Genomic DNA, 18,548 nt, shown 5'->3' with positions numbered 1-18,548 from the left:
CCCGGCAACGACGAAGCACCCGGCAGACGCGCCCCCGCCCCGCTTACTCCGACCTCTCCGCGATGAACCCCGCCAGCGCCCGCGGCGTAGGATGCGCGAACAAGTCGGCCAGACGTATCCGCACCTTCACATCCGTCGTCCGCTTGATCCGCTGCAGCAACTGCACCCCCAGCAGCGAATGCCCCCCGCTGGCGAAGAACCCGGACCCGGCCTTCAGATCCTCCCGTTTCAGGAACTCGCGCCACAGCGCGAGGAGTTGATCGGTCAGCTCCTCGGTGTCGACGGGCGCCTCCTCGGCCGGCACGGCCCCCCGCACCTGCGCCTCGGCGCGCAGCCGCAGCCCCTCCAGGTCGGGCCGCCCGCCGACCGACGGCAGGGCGTCCACGACGACCACCCGGTCCGGCTCGGCCGGGCCCGGCAGCGACACGCGGATCTGCTTCAGCAGCCGCTCCGCCAGCCCCTCGGCCGGTGCCGCCCCTCCCGCGGGCGCCACGAACGACACGACGCGTCCGCCGACCGCCACGCTCGCCGCTCCGGCCACCTCGGCGTGCGCCAGCAGCACCGCGTCGACCTCGTCCAGTCCGAACGTCAGACCCTGCACCGTGACCTGCCGGTCCAGCCGGCCCAGCAGCTCCAGCCGGCCGTCCGGCAGCCAGCGCGCCAGCTCCCCGGTGTGCCGTACGGTGCCGTCCGCCTCCGCCAGGCACAGCTCCCCGCGCACCCGCACCGGCAGCTCACCGCCGTCCGGGGCCGACACCAGGGCCCGTACGGCCGACCACTCGCCGGGGTCGTACGAGGAGAACTGGGCGACGGCGGGGGAGCAGGGCAGCGCCGAGGGCAGGCCGTGCCGGTGACCGCCGGCCACCGCGGCCCGGTCCGCGTCGCTCCACACGGACAACTCGCCCACTGGAGAGGCGAGTTCCTCACCCAGCCGGACCAGTAGGGCGTCGTAGCGGGCGAGCAGCAGTCCCACCTCGGTCGGCGAGAACACCTGCGTGCGGAACACGGCCCGGATGCGCAGCTCCTCCTCACCGCCCGGCTCGGCCGCCGGACCCGGCATGAAGAAGAACTCCAGGTCGAACTTGCTGAACCCGTTCTCCACCTCCCGCATCCGCGCCGGGAAGCCAGCCACCTGGAAGTCGCCGGAGGTACCGCCGGGCACGTAGTTGAACAGGTGCGTGCACAGCGAGTTCCGCCAGCTCGCGCCGGCCTCCGCCTCCCGCACCTCGTCCAGCACCCGCTCGGCCGGCACCCCGCTGTGCCCGATCCCCTCCAGGAACACCGACCGCACGCGGTTCACCAGCCGCTTGAACGGCTTCGTCGAGTCGATCCGCACGCGCAGCGGCAGCACGTTCACGTGGTAGCCGATCGCCGCCTCGTGCCCGGCCGGCCGCACGCTCACCGGCGACCCCACGACCAGGTCCTTGCCCGCGCCGTGCCGCGACAGCAGCAGACAGTACGCGGACAGCAGGATCACGGCCTCCGGGGCGCGCAGCTCGCGGCACAGCCGCCGTACGACGTCGCGGGCCGGCCGGGACAGCGTGTACCAGGTGCTCTCGCCGGCCAGATCCGGAGTGTCGGACGGCGGGTTGCCGAACCACAGCCCGCCCCCCTCCGCGCCGCCCTTGAACCCGCGCAGCTGCTCACGCCAGAACTCCACGCTCTCGGCGGCCGGTTCGGGCTCCACGGCCGCCGCGACCGGCGTCGTGTCGTAGCCGTCGGGATCGGCCAGCGCGCTCAGCAGCTCACCCAGGAAGGACACCGTCGACATCGCGTCGAACACCAGGTGGTGCAGGGCCACGCTCACCGTGCAGCCGCCGTCCTCGGGCAGGAACACGACCCCCCGGACCAGCAGGGACCCGTCCAGCGTGAACGGTGCCGCCACGAACTCCTGTACGGCCGTCCCCGCCTCGCCCGCCCCCACCGGGACGCCGGACACGGAGATCTCCACCGCCTCCGGCGCGAGGACGCTCTTGTCCAGCTCGCCGTCCCCGGCCCGGAACACGGTCCGCAGGATCTCCTGCCGGCGTACGACGAGTGTCAACGCCCGGGACAGCGCGGCCGGTTCAAGACGGCCGTCGACATCGAACGTGACGGACAGATTGTTGACCCCGGCCCCTGGTACGAGCCGCTCCAGCAGCCACAGGTCGGTCTCCTTGCGCGTGGCCATGACGGTGCTCCTCATCGCGGTAACAGCCCGGTGGGGCTGGTCAGTCGATCGCTCAGTCGATGTCAATGCCCTCGAACTCACTGTCGAGAATGTCGAAGATCTGCTCGGCGTCGGCCTCCGCCAGCGACTCGGCGGCCGCGTCGGCGCCGCCGCCGGGGGAGTGCAGCTCGGACCAGCGCGCGGCGAGCGTACGCAGCGTCTGAGCCACTCGGGCGTGGTCGTCGGCGTCCAGCCCGTCCGACTCGCCGACGCCCAACAACTTCGCTTCGAGCGCCGCCAGTTCACTCTCCATGGCGCGCAGCGCGGCAGGTCCGGTCTCGTCGGGCACGAGCTGCTCGCGCACGTACTCGGCGAGCGCCTCGGACGTCGGGTAGTCGAACGTCAGCGTGGCCGGCAGTCGCAGCCCGGTCAGCGGCGCCAGCTGGTTGCGCAGCTCCACGGCGGCCAACGAGTCGAACCCGAGCCCGCCGAACCCGCGCTCCGGGTCCACCGCGTCACCGGAGGCGTGCCCGAGCACGGCGGCCACCTTGCCGCGGACCAACTCCAGTACGTACGGCGTTCGTTCGGCGGCCGGGAGGCGCAGCAGCGTCTCCTTCAGCGCCTCCGGGCCCTGGGCGGCCTCGGCCGCCGCACCGCGCCGCCGGGCCACCGGCACCCGGACGAGCCCCCGCAGCATCGCGGGCAGCCCTCCGTCCCGGGCCCGCCGCTCCAGCGCGCCCGTGTCGAACGGTACCGGCAGCAGATGCGCCCGCGCGCTCAGCAGCGAAGCGTCCAGCAGCGCCAGACCGGCCACGCGCCCCAGCGCCTTCGGCCCGGTCCGGGCCACCCGCTCCACGTCGGCCGTGCTGAGCCCGGCCCCCATGCCGCCGACCTCCGGGTCCCACAGACCCCAGGCGAGCGCCACACCGTGCAGCCCTTGGGCCCGCCGCTCGGCCGCCAGTGCGTCCAAGTAGGCGTTCGCCGCAGCGTAGTTCGCCTGTCCGGTCCCGTCGAAGGTGGCGGCGGTGGAGGAGTAGAGCACGAACGCGTCCAGGTTCCGGCCGGCGGTCAGCTCGTGCAGATGCCGGGCCGCGGCGGCCTTCGGTCCCCAGACTTTGGCCAGGCTGTCCGTGGTCATCCGGTCCACGGTCGAGTCGTCCAGGACGCCTGCCGTGTGGATGACGGCGGTGATGTCCGGATGGGCCTCCAGCAGCGCCGCGACCGCCTCCCGCTCGGAGACGTCGCAGGCGACGACCTCGACCTTCGCACCGGCTGCCTCCAGCTCGGCGCTCAGTTCGGCGGCACCCGGCGCGTCCGGTCCACGCCTGCTGGTGAGCAGGAGACCGCGCACCCCGTGGGCGCCGACGAGATGCCGTGCCGTGAGCGCGCCGAGCCCACCGGTACCGCCGGTGATGAGCACCGTCCCGGAGGTGGACCAGGAGCCTTCCGCCACGACGGTCTCCCGGGTCAGTCGCGGTGCCGTGAACTGGCTGTCGTTCTGCGCGAGTTCGGGTTCGCCGGTCGGGATGTGGTCGGGCAGGTCGCCGGTCGTGTCGATGAGGACGATCCGGTCGGGGTGTTCGGCCTGGGCGGCTCGTACGAGTCCGCGGATCGCGGCCTGGTCGGGGTCGGTGCCGGCCTGGCGGGTGTGGACGAGCAGGGGCTGTTCGTCCTCCAGGCGGGCCTGGAGGAGGGGGAGCAGTTCGGTGGCCGTGGCGGCCTGGAGGATCGTGTACGACGTGGTGGGGTCGGTCTGCTGCGAGGAGACCGGTGTCCAGTCGATCCGGTACAGGTCGCGCACTGTGCCGGACTCCACGGCCAGCGGCCGCAGCGCCAGCGAGCCGACCGTGGCCACCGGAGCCCCCGCCGCGTCCGCGAGGTCGAGCCGATATCCCGACCCCTCACCGGTGACCCGCACGCGCAGCGCCGTCGCTCCCGAGGCGTGGACGGCCACGTCGCTCCAGGAGAAGGGCAGTTCGGCACGATCGGCCGCACCCGCGTAGGTGAGGACGTGCAGCGCCGAGTCCAGCAGTGCCGGATGCAGCGCGAACGAGTCGGGGTCGGTCCCCTCGGGCAGTGACACCTCGGCGCAGACCGTACCGTCAGCAACCCGCCAGGCGGTGGTCAGCCCCTGGAAGAGGGGACCGTAGCCGAGGCCCATGGCGGACAGATCGTCGTAGAGCGTCGAGGCGTCGATCGGCTCGGCACCGGCCGGTGGCCAGGACCCGAGATCAACGGGTTCGACGGCCTCTGCAGAGAGAGCGCCTTCGGCGTGCAGGGTCCAGGATGTCTCCCCGTCGGGACGCGAGTGCACGGTGACTGCCGGCTCGTCGCCCTCCCCGACGCGGACGCGCAGGGCGACGGCGCCGGTCTCGGGTACGACGAGGGGGGCGTGCAGGGTGAGGTCGCGTACGGTGCCGCGGCCGATCTGGTCTCCGGCGCGTACGGCGATCTCGACGAGGGCGGCGCCGGGCACGATGACGGTGCCGTTGACGGCGTGCTCGGCCAGCCAGGGGTGGGTGGAGAGGGACAGCCGGCCGGTGAACAGCACGCCTTCGCCGTCCGGCAACTCCACCGCCGCCCCGAGCAGCGGATGGCCCGCATCCGACTGCCCGAACTCCGAGGCGTTGCCCGCCCGGGCCGCCGTGGCTGCCAGCCAGTACGTCTCGTGCTGGAAGGCGTAGGTGGGGAGGTCGACGGGGTTGCGGTCGGGGCCGAAGAGTGCCGTCCAGTCGACGGAGGGGAGTCGGGTGAGGGCTTCTGTCAGGGCTTGGGGTTCGGTGCGGTCTCGGCGGAGGGTGGGGACGGCTCGGGGGTCGGCTGCCATGGCGGTCAGGACCGCGTCGGGGCCGAGTTCGAGGAAGGTGGCGATGCCCTCGCCGTCGAGGGTGGCGATCGCGTCGGCGAAGCGGACGGCTTCGCGGACGTGGCGGACCCAGTAGGAGGGCTGGGAGAGGTCGTCGTAGGAGACCGTCTGACCGGTCAGCGTCGAGACGATCGGGACCGTGAGGTCCTGGTACGTGAGCTGGGCGGCGATCTGCTCGAACTCGGCGAGCATCGGCTCCATCAGCGGCGAGTGGAAAGCATGGCTCACGGTGAGCTTCTTCGCCTTCCGGCCTTCACCCGTGAAGTGGCTGACAACCGAGTTCACACCCGCTTCCGGGCCGGACACGACGATCGCGTTCGGCCCGTTCACAGCCGCGATGCCCGTGCCGTCCGGCAACACGGCCCGCACCTCGTCCTCGGTCGCCTGCACAGCCGCCATCGCACCGCCCGCAGGCAACTCCTGCATCAGCCGGCCACGAGCAGCGACCAGCGTCGCCGCGTCCTCCAGCGACCACAACCCCGCCACATGCGCGGCAGCCAGCTCACCGATCGAATGCCCGGCCAGCACGTCGGGCCGTACACCCCACGCCTCCAAGAGCCGGAACAGGGCCACTTCCAGGGCGAACAGGGCGGGCTGCGTGTACCCCGTCTCGTCCAGCCCCTCCCCGCCGAACATGACCTCCTTGAGGGGCCGTTCGAGATGCGCATCCAGCGCATCGCACACCTCGTCCAACGCAGCGGCGAACACCGGGAAGGCCTCATACAGCTCCCGTCCCATCCCCGCTCGCTGACTCCCCTGCCCCGTGAACAGGAACGCCACGGAACCGGACGCAGCCGCCGGAATCTCCCGCTCGGCCACCGCCGCCAGCCCGGCCAGCAGCCCCTCCCGGTCCCCCGCCACCACACCCGCCCGGTAGGCGAACGCCGACCGCTGCGTGACGAGTGAGCAGCCGACATCCGCCGGCTCCAGTCCCGGGCGTTCCGTGACGTACTCCAGCAGCCGTGCCGCCTGGGCCCGTACCGCCTCCGCCGTCTTGCCGGACACGATCCACGGGACGACCGGAAGCGCGACCGGCTCCACGGCCTCCGCGGGCTGCTCGGCCGGGGGTTCCTCGACGATCACGTGGGCGTTCGTCCCGCTGATCCCGAACGAGGAGACACCCGCCCGCCGTACCCGCTGCTCATCCGCCTTCCACGGCTGGGCCTCGGTCAGCAGCTCCACTGCCCCCGCCGACCAGTCGACGTGGGAGGACGGAGCGTCGACGTGCAGGGTCTGCGGCAGCTGCTCGTTGCGCAGGGAGAGGACCATCTTGATGATCCCGGCGACACCGGCCGCAGCCTGCGTGTGGCCGAGGTTGGATTTGATGGACCCCAGCCAGAGCGGGGCTCCTTCGGCTCGGTCCTGCCCGTAGGTGGCGAGCAGCGCCTGCGCCTCGATCGGGTCGCCGAGGCGGGTGCCGGTGCCATGACCTTCCACGGCGTCGACGTCGGTCGTGGCAAGCCGGGCGGAGGCGAGGGCCTGCCGGATGACACGCTGCTGGGACGGCCCGTTCGGCGCGGTCAGCTGGCTGCTCGCACCGTCCTGGTTGACCGCCGAACCCCGGACCACCGCCAGCACGCGGTGGCCGTTGCGGCGCGCATCGGACAGCCGCTCCAGGACGAGGACACCCACGCCCTCGCCCCAGCCGGTGCCGTCGGCGGCCTCCGCGAACGGCTTGCACCGGCCGTCCGACGCAAGCCCCCGCTGCCGGGAGAAGTCGACAAACGTGTCCGGCGTCGACATCACCGTCACACCACCGGCCAGAGCGAGCGTGCACTCGCCGCCCCGCAGCGCCTGCGCCGCCAGGTGCACCGCGACCAGCGACGACGAACACGCCGTGTCCACCGTCACCGCCGGACCCTCAAGACCCAGCGCGTACGACACCCGGCCCGACACCACACTGCCGAGACCCCCGTTGCCGAGATAGCCGGCCAGCTCCTCCGGCACATCGTGCAGACGCGGGGCGAAGTCGTGGTACATGACGCCGGCGAAGACGCCGGTCGCGCTGCCGCGCAGGGCCGCCGGGTCGATGCCCGCCCGCTCGAACGCCTCCCACGAGGTCTCCAGCAGCACCCGCTGCTGCGGGTCCGTCGCCAGCGCCTCACGCGGGCTGATGCCGAAGAAGTCGGCGTCGAAGCCGGCCGCACGGTCCAGGAACGCGCCCTGGTTGACGTACGTCGTGCCGACCGCCTCCGGATCGGGGTCGTACGACTCCTGCCACAGCGGTCCACGGTCGTCCGGGAACTCGGAGACCGCGTCGCCGCCCGCCGCGAGGAGCCTCCACAGGTCCTCGGGGGAGGTCACTCCGCCGGGGTAGCGGCAGGCCATGCCGACTATCACGACCGGGTCGTCGCCGCCCGGCAGCCCGGTCGGCGTCGGCGCGGCCACCGACTCCTCGGCCGTGCCCACGAGTTGCTCGTCGAGGTAGCGGGCCACGGCCGCCGTGTTCGGATAGTCGAAGGTCAGGGTGGCGGGCAGACGCAGACCGGTCGCCGCGCCCAGCTTGTTGCGCAGTTCGACCGCCGCGAGGGAGTCGAAGCCGAGGGTGCCGAAGCCGCGCTCGGGGTCCACGGCCTGCGGGCCGTCGTGGCCGAGAGCGGCGGCGACGTGTGTGCGGACGAGCGTCAGCAGCCGGCGCTCGCGGTCGGCCGGGTCCAGGCGGACCAGCTCGTCCGCCAGGGAGCCGCTGCCGGCCGCGGCCGAGCCGGCGGTGCGGCGCACCGGGGCCCGGACCAGGCCCCGCAGCACCGGCGGCAGCTCCTCCGAGCGGGCCCGGCGGGTCAGGGCCTCCTGGTCCAGGCGCAGGGCCAGGACATGCGCCGCGTCCGGCAGGCCGCCGCCCGCCGCGTCCAGCATCGCCAGTCCGGCCGCGACGCCGTGCGCGGGCGTGCCGGCCCGGGCCGCGCGGGAGACGTCGGCCGGGGCGAGGCCGGCCGCCATGCCGCCCGCCTCCGGGTCCCACAGGCCCCAGGCGAGCGAGAGCGCCGGGAGGCCCTGGGCGCGCCGCTGGGTGGCCAGGGCGTCCAAGTAGGCGTTGGCGGCGGCATAGTTGGCCTGGCCGAGGGCGTCGAAGGTGGCCGCTGCCGAGGAGTAGAGGACGAACGCGTCGAGGTCACGGTCGGCGGTCAGCTCGTGCAGGTGCCGGGCTGCGCGGGCCTTCGGCGCCCACACCGCCTCCAGACGTTCCGGGGTGAGCGTGCCGAAGGTGGCGTCGTCGAGGACACCGGCGGCGTGCACGACCGCGGTGATGCCGGGGTGGGCGTCGAAGAGGCCAGCCAGCGACTCGCGGTCGGAGACGTCGCACGCCTCCATCGCGACGGCCGCGCCCAACGTGCCCAATTCGTCCGCTAGTTGCGCGGCCCCCGGCGCGTCGGCGCCCCTGCGGCCCACCAGCAGCACGGACCGTACGCCGTACTCGGCCACCAGGTGCCGGGCCGTGAGCGCGCCGAGGCCTCCGGTGCCGCCGGTGATCAGTACCGTGCCCGCCGTCGACCAGGAGCCGGCGACTGCCGGCACGGTCTCCCGCACCAGCCGCGGCACGTGCCAGCGGCCGGCTCGAACCGCCAACTCCGCCTCGCCGTCCGGCAGTACACCCGGAAGCTCCGCGTCGCCGTCCGTGTCGACGAGCACGATGCGCCCGGGGTGCTCCGCCTGCGCGGCCCGCACCAGGCCCCACACCGCCGCCTGCTCGGGGTCGCGGACATCCGCCTCGCCGTGCACGGGCATCGCACCCCGGGTCACCACCAGCGGCCTGGCCTCGCCCGTGAGCGCGGTCTGCAGGGCGGTGAGGACCTCGGCCACCGTCGCGCCGGACACCACCTGGAAGTCGGCCGTACGCACCGACGCGTCGGCCTGGGCCGGGGTCCACGCGACCCGGTGCAGCGGGACCGTCCGGCCCGCGTCCACGGCAGCGGGCCGCAGGACCAGCGAGCCGACCGAGGCCACGCTCGCGCCGGCCGGGTCCGTCAGGTGCAGCCGGACGCCGGAGGCGGCCGGGGTGACGCGCACGCGGAGTGCGGTGGCGCCCGCGGCCCGTACGGTCACGTCGGTCCAGGCGAAGGGCAGTTCGGCGCTCTCTGTGTCCTCGTCGAGGCCGATGACGTGCAACGCCGCGTCCAGCAGGGCCGGGTGCAGGGTGTAGCCGGCCGGGTCCACGCCGTCCGGCAGGGCCACCTCGGCGAACAGTTCCTCACCGCGCCGCCAGGCGGCCCGCAGGCCCTGGAAGGCGGGGCCGTAGCCGTATCCCTGGGCGTCCATGCGGGCGTAGGCGTCCGTCACGTCGATGGGCCGGGCGCCCTGCGGCGGCCAGATCCCGGCCTGGGCTTTGGCTTCGACCTCCGCTTCGGCCTCGGCTTCCCATCCGGGCGCGGGGGCGGCCGGTGCCAGTACGCCCTGCGCGTGCACCGTCCAGTCGGCGTCGGCCCAGTCCGTGCCGGCGGTGCGCGAGTGCACGGTCAGCGCGCGTCGGCCGTCCGCGTCCGGCTCCTCCACCACGAGCTGGACGTCGGCACACGCCTCGGGCCCGCCGTCCAGGGTCAGGGGTGCCTGGAGGGTGAGTTCCTCCACCGCCGAGCAGCCCGCCAAGTCGGCCGCCCGGACGGCGAGTTCCACGAATCCGGTGCCGGGAAGCAGGACGGTGCCGCCGACGGCGTGGTCGGCCAGCCACGGGTGGCTGCGCACCGACAGCCTGCCCGTGAGGACCAGCCGCTCCGAGCCCGCCACCGTCAACGCGGCGCCGAGCAGCGGGTGTTCGGCGTCCGTCACACCGAGTGCGGCCGGGTCGGCGGGCCCGTCGGCGACGGCGTCCAGCCAGTAGCGCCTGCGCTGGAAGGCGTAAGTGGGCAGTTCGGGGGTCTCGGCACAGGCGGCCGGGCCCAGGTAGGCCGCCCAGTCGACCTCCGCCCCGCGCAGGTGCAGTTCGGTGACGGCGCCGGCCAGGGCGCCCGGTTCGTCGTGGTTGCGGCGCAGAACGGGCAGCAGCCGGCCGTCGGTGACGGACTCGGCGCCCATCGCCGTCAGCACGGCGTCCGGGCCCAGCTCCAGGAAGGTGGTGACGCCCTGGTCCTCCAGGGCGCGGACCGCGTCGGCGAACCGTACGGCCTCACGGACGTGCCGCACCCAGTACTCCGGGTCGGCCAGCTCCTCGTACGACACCTCGCGGCCGGTCAGCGTAGAGACGATCGGGATGCTTGGCCGCATCGGGTTCAGCACCTGGGCGAACTGACGGAACTCGGCGAGCATCGGCTCCATGAGAGGTGAGTGGAAAGCGTGGCTCACGGTGAGCTTCTTCGCCTTACGGCCTTCACCCGTGAAGTGGCTGACAACCGTGTTCACACCTGTTTCCGGGCCGGACACGACGATCGACATCGGTCCGTTCACAGCCGCGATGCCCGTGCCGTCCGGCAATACGGCTCGCACCTCGTCCTCGGTCGCCTGTACGGCGGCCATCGCGCCCCCTGAAGGGAGCTGCTGCATCAGCCGCCCGCGCGCCGACACGATCAGCGCCGCGTCCTCCAGCGACCACAGCCCCGCCACGTGCGCGGCAGCCAGCTCACCGATCGAATGCCCGGCCAGCACGTCCGGCCGTACACCCCACGCCTGAAGCAGCCGGAACAGGGCGACTTCCAGGGCGAACAGCGCGGGCTGCGTGTAGTGGGTCGCGTCGAGTTCGGTGCCGGCCTCGCCGTACAGGCCGTCCTCGCCGAACATCACGTCCCGCAGCGGGCGATCGAGGTAGACGTCGAGCGCCTCGCACACCTCGTCCAGGGCGCGCGCGAACACCGGGTACGTCACATACAGGCCGCGTCCCATGCCGAGGCGCTGGCTGCCCTGCCCGGTGAACAGGAACGCCAGCAGACCGCCGGCCGGCTCGCCGCGCAGCGGGGCCTCGCCCCGGGCGACGGCCTCCACCCCGGCGAGCAGCGCGTCCCGGTCGGCGCCGACCACGGCGGCGCGGTGCTGGAACGCCGTACGGCCCGCGAGTGCCGCCGCCACGGACCCGGCGGTCAGGTCTGGCCGGGCCCGCAGGCGCTCGGCGAGCCGCCCGGCCTGGGCGCGCAGCGCCTCCTCGGTGGTACCGGACACCAGCCACGGCACGACCGGGGGTTCGACGGCCACCCCGTCGGCCGACTCCTCCGCCCGCTCCTCGGCCGGGGCCTCCTCCACGATCACGTGCGCGTTGGTGCCGCTGATCCCGAACGACGACACGCCCGCGCGGCGCACCCGCTCACCGGCCGGCCACGGCCGGGCCTCGGTCAGCAGCTCCACCGCGCCGGCCGACCAGTCGATCCGGGTCGACGGCTCGTCCACGTGCAGGGTGCGCGGCAGCAGTTCGTGGCGCAGCGCCTGCACCATCTTGATGATCCCGGCGACGCCCGCGGCGGCCTGCGCGTGTCCCAGGTTGGACTTGACGGAGCCCAGCCAGAGGGGTGCCTCCGGGTCGCGGTCCCGGCCGTAGGTCGCGAGCAGCGCGCCCGCCTCGATGGGGTCGCCGAGGCGGGTGCCGGTGCCGTGCGCCTCGACCGCGTCGACGTCGGCGGCGGTGAGGCCCGCGGAGGCCAGGGCGCGCTGGATGAGGCGGCGCTGCGCGGTGCCGTTGGGGGCGGTAAGGCCGTTGCTGGCGCCGTCCTGGTTGACGGCCGAGCCCCGGACCACGGCGAGGACGCGGTGGCCGTTCCTCCGCGCGTCCGACAGCCGCTCCAGTACGAGGAAGCCGGCGCCCTCCGCCCAGCCGGTGCCGTCGGCGGCCTCCGCGAACGGCTTGCAGCGGCCGTCCGGGGCCAGGCCGCGCTGGCGGCTGAACGCGGTGAAGGTGCCGGGGCTCGACATCACGGCGACCCCGCCCGCGAGGGCCAGGGAGCACTCGCCGGAGCGCAGCGCGTTCGCCGCCAGGTGCAGCGCGACGAGGGACGCCGAGCACGCCGTGTCCACGGTCAGGGTCGGACCCTCAAGGCCCAGCGTGTAGGCGACGCGGCCGGAGATGACGCTGGTCGCGGCGCCGGTCAGCAGGTGCCCCTCGAAGCCCTCGGGGGCCTGGTGCAGGCGCGGGCCGTACTCCTGGGGCTCGGCGCCCACGAACACGCCGGTGCTGGTGCCGCGCAGCGCCACCGGGTCCACACCCGCGTGCTCCAGGGCCTCCCAGGACGTCTCCAGCGCGAGGCGCTGCTGCGGCTCCATGGCGGCGGCCTCGCGCGGGCTGATCCCGAAGAAGTCCGCGTCGAAGTCGGCGGCGCCGTACAGGAACCCGCCCTCGCGCGCGTACGTCTTGCCGGGCGCGTCCGGGTCGGGGTCGTACAGGCCGGTCACGTCCCAGCCGCGGTCCTCGGGCAGCGGGCCGATCGCGTCGGCGCCCGCCGCGACCAGGTCCCACAGCTCGCCGGGGGAGGCGATGCCGCCCGGGTAGCGGCAGGCCATGCCGACGATCGCGATCGGCTCACCCGGATCGAGGACGCCGTACCCGGACTCGTCGGGGGTGTCGGCCGGCGACTCGCCCAGCAGCTCGCGCGCCAGCTGTGCGGCGAGCGCGCGCGGGGTCGGGTGGTCGAAGGCGATCGAGACCGGCAGGTCGACTCCGGTCGCGGCGGACAGCCTCCGCTGCAGGTCGACGATGGCCAGCGAGTCGAGTCCCGACTGCCGGAACGGGCGCCCCGGGTCGAGGTCCCCGTCCGGTTCCCGGCCCGCCTTGCGCAGCGCGGCCCCGGCCTGCTCGACGACGAGCCGGAGCAGCCGCCGCTCCCGGGCGGACCCGGGCAGCCCGGCGAGCACGGCGGCCGACAGGGACGGTGCGGTTGTGTCGTGGTCGGGCTGAGCGGCGGACTCGGTCATGGTCACTGGACTCCAGGCTGGGTGATGCCACTGGCTGGGTTGTGCGGCGGGCGGGTGGGCGTGTGATGCGATGCGACTGTTGTGCTGGGCGACCGCTGTGCTGTGCGACGGGCCGTGCTGTGCGGCCGGCCGCGCTAGGCGACGGGGGCGCGGGACACGGCGAGGCGGGAGGCCGAGACCACCTCGCCGTCGCGGAGCAGCACTTCCGCCGGGGCCGGCCGGCCCAGGAACAGCAGCAGGCTCGCGGTGGGGCCGTAGGCGCCGACGTTCGGCACGGCGAGCACGTCGCCCGGCTCGGGCGGCGGCATCCGCACCGAGCGGGACAGCAGGTCGCCGGGTGTGCACAGCGGGCCGGCCAGGCTCACCGGCACCGGCTCGCCCGTGCGGTGGCAGGCCGGGTCCACCGACAGCGGCAGCAGCCGGCCGAGACCGGCCATGCCGCCGAGCGTGTTGATGCCCGCGTCGAGGATCGCGAACGTACGGCCCCGGCTCTCCTTGACGTTGGTCACGGACGTCAGCAGCCGCCCGCTGTCACCGACCAGGTGCCGGCCCGACTCGCAGGCGATCTCCAGGCCGCCCTCGCGCCAGCGGGGCAGCCGGGTGTCCAGGGCCTTCTCCAGGGCGGCCCGCAGATTCGGGTACACGGGCCGCTCGCCCGGCACCGAGTACGGCGCCGCGAACCCGCCGCCGATGTCCAGCACCGCCAGCGGCAGCCCGAGTTCGCCCTCCAGCCGGGCCGCCTGCTCGATCGTCGCCGTGAACTCGGCGATCAGGCTCTCCTCGTCCTTGGAGTTGGACAGCGGGAAGAAGTGCGCGCCCACCACCTCGGTGCCGGGCACGTCGAGCAGGGCGGGCAGCAGGGCGGGGAGACTCTCGGAGTCGATGCCGAACTGGGAGGGGGTGCCCGTCATACGGATGCTGGTGGTCGCGGCGGCGACCGCGCTGTTCACGCGCAGCAGCACCTTCGCCACCGCCCCGTGCCGTACGGCGACCTCGCCGAGCCGGCGCAGGTCGCCCGCCGACTCCACGGAGAACGTCCGCACCCCCTCGGCGAGCGCCACGGCCAGCTCCCCGGCCGTCTTGCCCGGCCCGGAGTAGAGGACCGACCCGGCCGGGTGTCCGGCCTCCAGCGCCGAGGCCAGCTCCCCGGTGGAGCACACCTCGGCGCGGCAGCCGCCCGGCCCCTCCCGCAGCGCCCGCACCAGACCGGGGTGCGGGTTGGCCTTCAGCGAGTAGTAGAGCGTGAACCCCTCGGGCAGCGACGCGCGCAGACCGGCGCGGGCGCGTGCCACCCGGTCCAGGTCGTACACGTACAGCGGTGAGCCGTACCGGGCCACCAGCTCACGGTCCAACTCCCGGTCAAGCTCCGCCTCCCGCGCGTCCGGCTCCGCCCGATCCCGCTCCGGCGCCGTCACTTGGCGGTCTCCGCGTCGAGCATCGCCTGCAGCTGCTGCTTGGCGTTCTTGCCGTTGGAGGTCAGCGGGAACGCGGTCAGCACCTTGCACAGCGCGGGTACCTTCACGGCCTCCAGCCGGGTCGCCAGCTCGCGCAGCACCGCCTGCGGGGCCAGCTCGTCGGACTCGACGAAGATCATCAGGTCGCGGTCGGCGGTCGGCTTCAGCGCGGCCGCGTTGCGCACGCCCGGGATGTCCATCGCGGCGCCCTCGATCTCGATCGTGGACACCCGCATCCCCTTGCGCTTGAACATGTCGTCGCGGCGTCCCTCGAAGTACAGGTAGCCGTCCTCGTCGACGCGCCCGTAGTCACCGGTGAACAGGCGGGTGCCGCCGGTCTCCGCGTCGGGCCGGTAGGTGCGCGCGGTGATCTCCGGCAGGTTCCAGTAGCCGGCCATGACGTGCGGGCCGGTCACCGTGATCTCGCCGCTCTCCCCGGCCGGGACCTCGTTGCCGTCCGGGTCCAGGATCGCCACCTTGGTGCCCGGGATCGGCAGACCGGAGGAGCCGGGCCGCTCGTGGTCCTGGTCCGGCGGCATGATCGTGATCCGCTTGCACTCCGAAATGCCGTACATCCGCACGACCTTGGCGTCGGGGAAGCACTTCCACAGCCCGTCGATGATCCGCTGCTCCAGCGCCGCGCCGGTGCTGGTGAACATGCGCAGCCGGGTCGGGCGCGGGTCGCGCTGGGCGAGCCGGATCAGCGGGCCGCCGAGCGAGGGCACCAGCGGCAGGACGGTCGCGCCGCTCTCCCGGATCAGGATGTGCAGCTTGGAGTCCGCCTCGGAGTCGGCGAGGACCAGCGTCGCGCCCGCCACCGCGCACAGCAGCACCTGGAACAGGCCGTAGTCGAAGGACAGCGGCACCCGGACGAACACGGTGTCGTCGGCGCGGTAGCCGAGGACCTCGTTGATGGAGTGCGCCGCGAACAGCATCTGCGCGTGCGGGCAGATGATGCCCTTCGGCGTCGACGTCGAGCCGGAGGTGTAGATCAGCACGGCCGGCGTGTCGGACGCCTGCCCGGCCTCGCCGTCCTCCCCGTCGGCCGCCAGCTCGGCCCACAGGGCGCCCACTTCGTGCACCGGCACGTCGGTGAGGCCGGACACCCACTCGCCGGCGCCGTCCGTGACGACCACGAGCCTCGGCGCGCAGTCGGCGATGACCGCGCGCAGGTGGAACTCCTTCATCTCGGCGCTGATCGGCACCAGCGCGGCCCCGACCCGGGACGCCGCGTACAGCAGCGCCGTCGTCTCGCGCACGTTCGGCAGGCGTACGACGATCCGGTCGCCCGGCACCACCCCGGCCCGGCGCAGCCAGTCGGCGGCGGCCCGCGTCTGCGCGCCCAGCTGCTGCCACGTCCAGGAGTCCCGGGCGTCACGCACCGCGACGTCCTGCGGCCGGGCGGCGGCCTGCGCGTCGAGGAGGTGGTGCAGCAGGCGGGCGTCCTTGGTGTTCACGTCCACGGGGGCTCTCCTTGTCGTCCGTGGCTACTCGGCGTCGCCCGGGGGCCGTTGTGCGTCCCCGGGCTTCTCGGCGTCCGGTCAGCTCCGGGCCCGGCCGCTGTCCAGGAGAGTCAGCGCGCGGGACCGGAGGGCGGAGCGGTCGATCTTGCGGTTGGCGTTCATCGGGAACTCGGCCAGGTGGACCAGCAGCCGCGGCACCATCGCCCTGGGCAGCTCCGCGATCAGCTCGCGGGCCAGCAGGGGGCTCTCGGTGGGGCGGCCGGTGTAGAAGGCGACCAGTTCGTGGCTGCCGGCGCGCGGCACGGCGACCGCGACGGCGTCCTCCACCCCGTCCAGGGCGCGCACGGCGTGCCCGACCTCGGACAGCTCCACCCGCCAGCCCTGCACCTGCACCTGGTCGTCGGCCCGGCCCAGATAGCCGATCTCGCCGTCCGGCCAGCGGCGCACCCGGTCACCCGTGCGGTACCAGCGGCGCCCGTCGTGGTCGAGGAAGCGGCCCTCGTTCTCGGCCGGGTCGAGGTAGCCGTCGAACATCTGCGGCCCCGTGATGCACAGTTCGCCCTCGTCGCCGTCCGTGGAGCCGTCGGGGGCGAGCAGCACGTGGTCCAGGGAGGCGTGCACCGGGCCGATCGGGACGACACCGCCCAGGTACCGCTCGTCGGGCGTGGCCTGGGAGAGGCGGTGCGCGGTGACGGTGACGGTCAGCTCGGTGGGCCCGTACAGGTTCTCCACGGTGCTGTGCGGGGCCGCCGCCCGCCAGTCCTCGGCGTCGTGCCGGTGGAGCGGCTCGCCGGCGAACAGCGACCAGCGCAGGCCGTCCAGCGCGCCCGGCGCGAGCGCCCCGGAACGCCGGGCGAGCGCGATGGCCGCCGGCGTGGAGAACCACACCGTGATCCGCTCCTCGGCGAGGAACTCCGGCAGCGCCCGGTACGCCCGCATCGGCAGCGGCACCACCCGGGCGCCCGCGCCCCACGCGCAGAACAGGTCGAACATCGCGCAGTCGAAGGTCAGGTCGAAGGTCTGCGTGAAGGCGTCGCCGAGCCCGAAGTCGTAACGGCCGCGCAGCGTACGGAAGTAGCTGTCGGCGGCGCGGTGGGTCGTGGGCACGCCCTTGGGGCGTCCGGTCGAGCCGGACGTGAACAGGATGTAGGCGGTGTCCTCCGGGCGGACCGCGCGCGGCTCCTTCAACGGCTCGCCGGAAAGCGGCTGTTCGGCCGCGACGAGCGGGAGGTCCGGCCGGCCGATCGCCTCGTAGGCCGCCACGCCCCGCTCGTCCGCGATGACGGCGTCCGTCCGGGAGGCCTCCAGGACGGCCCGGTTGCGGGCGGCGGGAAAGTCCGGGTGCAGCGGTACGGCCCGTGCGCCCAGGTAAAGGGCGGCCAGCAGGCCGGTGTACGCCCCGCCGCTCTTGCTGCCGAGCACGGCGACCGTGCGGGGTGCCCCGCCGCACGCGTCGGCCACGGCGCCGGCGAGCGCCAGCGCGGCCCGGTGGGCCTCGGCGTAGGTGGTGCCGTGCCCGTCGACGCGGAAGCACTCGCGGTCGGCGGAGAGGGCGAGACCGCGCAGGAACAGGCCGTGCAGGCTGCCGTCGAGCCGGGGGTCGGCGTACGACGTCTCGGAGATCTGGGCGGTCATCTCACACCCCCGCCGCAGCCGACGCGGGACGGGCCGCCGCCTGGTCCGTCACGGGGCGGGCCGCCGCCGGTCCGGCCGCGGCCGGACGGGGCCCCGGCCGGTGGTCCGGGGTCACCGGGACCACCTCGAAGCGGGAGGTCGCCGACTCCACGCGGCCGAACAGGGCGTCCGGGCCGGCGACCACCAGGCGCTCGACACCGCGCGCGTGCAGCGCGTCCAGCGTCGCGGGCCAGTCGACGGGCCGCACGAAATGGTCCAGCAGCATCTGCCGCAGCCCGGCGGCCGTGGTCAGCTCGGCGCCGTCCTGGTCGGCGAGCACGGGCAGTTTGGGGTCGCGCAGCGGAAGGGCGTCGAGGACCTCGCGGGCGGCCAGCTCACGCAGCCCGGTGAACCGCGAGGAGTGCATCGGCGGCCGCATCACGTACAGGGGGAGCGCGCCGATGGCCCGCAACTCCTTCTGGAACCGCTCCAGTCCGTCCTCGTGCACGGACACCATCTGCAAGCCCTCGTCCAGCCGGCAGGCCACCTCGTGCCAGGCGCCCCGGGCGTCCATGTCCGCGAACAGCTCGGCGAGCGGCCCGGCCGGGGCCCGGACGAAGGACTGCGTCACCACGTCACGGTGCTCGTGCGCGAAGTACTCGGCGGTGCAGCGGGCCAGTCCGGCCGTCATCCGCACCGTGTCCGGGAAGTCCAGCGCCCCGCTGAAGCCGACCACCGGCTTCTCACCGAAGCTGGCGCCCGTGCACACCACCGGCTCGCCCAGCTCCTCGCGGGCGCGCTCGGCGAGCGCCGTGCACGCGACCATGAAGGCGACCTGCGCCGCCGGGTCGTAGGCGTCCTCGCTCTGCCGGAACGCGTCGAAAAGAGAATGGCCGAGGACGTCGTCCGCGACCGAAAGCAGCTTCTTGGCACGGGAATCGAGAAGCAGGAAGCGTCCGAGTTCCCGGAAGCGGGTAGGCCCCATTCCAGGGAATACCATCGCCGTTGTCATCGCAGCACCCGTCTTGTCGCGAACTGGCCTCGTTCGGACAGTTCTAGATGCCGCACCGGAGCACACCAACCCCTATCCCACCCCGCCCACCACCCTTAATAGGGGGAGCGGACCCGACCATAGGGGGTGCCCGCTGTGGCCCCTGGCGGGAAAGCGCGCTTTGAAT

At 73.9% G+C, this 18,548-nt stretch carries 6 protein-coding genes; all 6 read right to left on the bottom strand.

The window, feature by feature from the left end; translation table 11 throughout:
* Positions 1–43: 43 nt before the first annotated feature.
* Complete coding sequence (locus DBP14_RS06385) at positions 44–2,170, bottom strand: condensation domain-containing protein (RefSeq protein ID WP_164992261.1); 2,127 nt, start codon at positions 2,168–2,170, stop codon at positions 44–46.
* 52 nt (positions 2,171–2,222) lie between these two features.
* Positions 2,223–12,839: a type I polyketide synthase gene (locus DBP14_RS06380; RefSeq protein ID WP_129306058.1), complete on the bottom strand. Its 10,617-nt coding sequence runs from the start codon at positions 12,837–12,839 to the stop codon at positions 2,223–2,225.
* A gap of 134 nt (positions 12,840–12,973) precedes the next feature.
* Positions 12,974–14,191: a type III PLP-dependent enzyme gene (locus tag DBP14_RS06375; protein WP_129311717.1), complete on the bottom strand. Its 1,218-nt coding sequence runs from the start codon at positions 14,189–14,191 to the stop codon at positions 12,974–12,976.
* 59 nt (positions 14,192–14,250) lie between these two features.
* Positions 14,251–15,756 carry an AMP-binding protein gene (locus DBP14_RS06370; protein WP_206739215.1) on the bottom strand — a complete coding sequence of 502 codons (1,506 nt, stop codon included), beginning with the start codon at positions 15,754–15,756 and terminating at the stop codon, positions 14,251–14,253.
* 78 nt (positions 15,757–15,834) lie between these two features.
* Positions 15,835–17,391, bottom strand: a complete 1,557-nt coding sequence (locus DBP14_RS06365; protein WP_129306057.1) for an AMP-binding protein — start codon at positions 17,389–17,391, stop codon at positions 15,835–15,837.
* A 1-nt stretch (position 17,392) separates the two neighbouring features.
* Complete coding sequence (locus tag DBP14_RS06360; protein WP_241740827.1) at positions 17,393–18,355, bottom strand: ACP S-malonyltransferase; 963 nt, start codon at positions 18,353–18,355, stop codon at positions 17,393–17,395.
* Positions 18,356–18,548 lie beyond the last annotated feature (193 nt).

It is taken from the genome of Streptomyces sp. L2 (genome assembly GCF_004124325.1).
Lineage (GTDB): Bacteria > Actinomycetota > Actinomycetes > Streptomycetales > Streptomycetaceae > Streptomyces.
Note: the sequence above shows the minus strand (reverse complement) of the source record. Positions and strands in the feature narration are given on the sequence as shown.